The organism is Bacillus proteolyticus, from assembly GCF_001884065.1.
GTDB lineage: Bacteria > Bacillota > Bacilli > Bacillales > Bacillaceae_G > Bacillus_A > Bacillus_A proteolyticus.
On sequence record NZ_MACH01000126.1, the window covers coordinates 1 to 2,660 of the forward strand.

A 2,660-nucleotide genomic window follows, 5' to 3' on the forward strand; every position below is an offset into this window, starting at 1 on the left:
ATAATAACAAAAATAAATAACTCAAAAAAATCAACCCATGCATTTTAATCAAACTTTATTTCAAAGCAACTGTAAGGGGTCTTCTTTTGTACGTCAGTTCTTTACGTATATCCAAGAATTATAGTTCTTAATAAATTGAAATAAATTTTATTATAGCTAATTAAACCCAAATATAAATATGGGTCTATTGTCGATTTAGGTATTGATAATTAAAAAAAGTTGCACCGTTTTGCATCATCGGGTAAAACTCCTGAAGCTTTGATCAAACTTTATTCCAAACCAAAAATTAGAACAATATCCATTCTAAAACAAAAAAATAGGATAATTCTATATAAATTGTGATTAAATAATATATGGAATGTTGAAAGTATTATTTGTTATAGGAAGCAGGTGTACTGAGAGTGAAGAAAGTAATAGCAACTATTTTTATAGTAGGATTTAGCGGAATATTACTATATTTATTTACTGATATTTTTACAAAAATACAAATCCATAAACCAGTAGGAGATTACTTAAAAGAGCATTATGGGATAAAAGATGGAGATTTTAAAATTCTTTCTGCATATAATAACCGACTTGGAGGAACAGGTATTCAAACTTATATAGAAATAAAAAAACCATATTATACCACTACATATGTAACTGTTGACCGAAACTCTTATGAGATAGATCAAGATGATGATAAGTATGTCTTCTTAGATATATTTAAAGGCGCTTATGTCCAACAACATAGTGAAGTTATAAAACAATCAAATGAAATTATTAAAAAATATAACTTATTAAGTGAATCAAATAACGCATTTGATAAGGCGAAACAAAATTTCTATTACTATTTAGACTTTACTATCGATGAACAACAGGAAAAAGAATTGCTTACAAAGTTTAAACAAACTCAACAATTAGATACGAAAAAATTAATTAAAACTTTGAAAATGAGTGAATCTAAAATTAATTCTTATCATATGGGAGTAGTGAACTTTAATTATTATTATAGTGTAGAAAAAAATAAGGGGGATATACCAGATATCCTTAGCATTATGAATGATTTTAACAGAAGTAATGTTTTAACAGAAGGTATTTATAATATAGTACTGCAGCCAAGTAGCTCTTCAGGTATGGATTTTGGCAAGGAGAGTTATGTTTTGTTTAGCGTAGATAAATCAGGTGAATTTAAGGTAATAAAAAAAAATGAATATGGGGGATGATTCATACATGGCCCAGTACCAGGGTTGCTGTAATTAGAGACAAAGTAATGCTGGTACTGGGCCTACATATAAGGTTTAAAAAGTACGTATATCAAATAAATCCCAACTGCATAAACGGGCGTAATTGCATAGGAACATAAACAGAAAATGAACAAACTTTTTTATAAAAACTGTTCACGCAATCCTAAGGAAAGAGTCGGTTTTAATCAATCTTTTTTCAAAATGGATTTACAAAGATATAACGAAATAAGAATACGATACTAATGAAGCACACTATTCAAAAGATTGCTTTACCTTTAAATTTTTTATACAGTGTTCAATCAGGGAACGTTTCTTACGTAAGGAAGGGGTATAAGGGGTTATATGAAAAGAATGAAAAATGTAATGTTGTTAGTGTTATGTTTCTTATTTTTGAGTGGCTGTGTTAATACTAATGAAGATCAGGTTAAAAAATATATAAAAGAAAAACATGGAATCGATGTTGTTGTAACAGATTGGGGCGCTATGCATGAAGGGAATATGGGACATACATACCATACTGTTCAAGTAAAAAACAACAAAAATATTCAATTTAGAGTAGAGGTAGATGGTTTCTTATATTCAAAAATAAAAGGTGATGAATACCAATACGGTAAAAACACATATGAGGAATATAAGAAATTCAAACCAATTCTAGAAGAAATTAAAAAGTTAGGTTACGAGGAATCTGAAAATGAAAATGTTCTTCAATATATTTTGGATGATGATAATACAGGAGGAAAACCTACTGATAAGTTGTTATTAACTTTAAAAACGAGTAACAAGATTGATTATAGTCAATTTGAATCAACAGAATTAGATCGTTTATATGCTCTATTTCAACTCATTCAGAAGAGTAATAGAAAGATAACAGAACTTGATATTAATGATCATAATGGAGAATCTATAGGTTTACCTTTCAATAATGTGCAAAAAGTTATAACGAAAGAAGAACTGCTACTAACAATGAAAAACACTTTAAGAAGTTATTGGACATATTTGATTCAAACTCAAACAAAAGTAGGTGAAAGGTTAAAAGAAATTCAAAACGACCGTTTTGTAATTGAAGGTATTACTTGTTCAGATCCGAAAGATGGGGAGTGTCCGAAGTATAAGGTGACTTTAGTTTTTAATGACAGTACGATGCAATATTATAACAATCCCTATGTAGTTGAGGATCTGAGAAAGGTAGTCACTATCCTTAAAGAAGAACTGTATAATGAAAAATTTGACATATTTTTAACCAACAAGGATGGAACAAGATATTCACTCTGGCTATCATCAGAAACAATTAAAAAAAGTAATAACATCGAAGAACTTATAAAATAACAATCTCCTAAAGAATAAATCTAAAGCACTTTTTACGGTTCTGGTGCGAAAACTTCAAGATAATTGCAGGTAATCTCTAAATCTTGGACATACTGATACTATTACTCT

At 28.8% G+C, this 2,660-nt stretch carries 2 protein-coding genes; both read left to right on the top strand.

All coding sequences use genetic code 11. The annotated features are described in order from the left end of the window. Positions 1-401: 401 nt before the first annotated feature. The gene (locus BAQ49_RS22010; RefSeq protein WP_071747047.1) at positions 402-1,205 is read left to right on the top strand and encodes a hypothetical protein; all 804 of its coding nucleotides are present in this window, start codon (positions 402-404) and stop codon (positions 1,203-1,205) included. Between the two features lie 363 nt (positions 1,206-1,568). Beyond that, entirely contained in the window at positions 1,569-2,552 is a 984-nt protein-coding gene (locus tag BAQ49_RS22015) for a hypothetical protein (RefSeq protein ID WP_071747048.1), read from the top strand. Positions 2,553-2,660: the final 108 nt, after the last annotated feature.

What these genes read in the sequence shown, in the direction of transcription:
- BAQ49_RS22015 (WP_071747048.1), top strand. Translation starts at nt 1,569, where the DNA reads ATGAAAAGAATGAAAAATGTAATGTTGTTAGTGTTATGTTTCTTATTT.